General features: G+C 52.8%; 1 protein-coding gene. It reads right to left on the bottom strand.

Annotated elements, in window-relative coordinates; all coding sequences use genetic code 11:
- Nucleotides 1–341, bottom strand: a 341-nt coding sequence (locus LI114_RS13835; protein ID WP_227221149.1) for a fibronectin type III domain-containing protein, incomplete at both ends; no start/stop codon positions are given.

Consider the following 341-nt stretch of genomic DNA (forward strand, 5'->3'; position numbering starts at 1 on the left):
TAGCCGTCGCACTTTACGCCCTGCCAGTTCACCCTAATAGAATCTTTCGTCGCGGAAAAAGCCTTGAATTTCGGCGCTTTGGGCAGGGTCGTCACGCTCTGCACGCGGCTAGCTTTGCCCCAAAAAGTCTTGCCCGACTTCTTTTTGTAAGCCTTGACCTTGTACTGATAAGTGCTGTAAGGCGCAAGCCCCTTTTCGGTGTATCTTGTTCCCGAGAGGGTCTTTACTTTCACCCAGTTGCTTCCGACTTTTCTGTAAACTCTGTATCCGATAGCCCCGCTGACAGGCTTCCATGAGAGTGTCGCGCTGTTTGCGGTGACCTTGTACTCGCGCAAAGCGGG

The sequence above is a fragment of the Ruminococcus sp. 210702-SL.1.03 genome (assembly GCF_020559915.1).
Lineage (GTDB): Bacteria > Bacillota > Clostridia > Oscillospirales > Ruminococcaceae > YE71.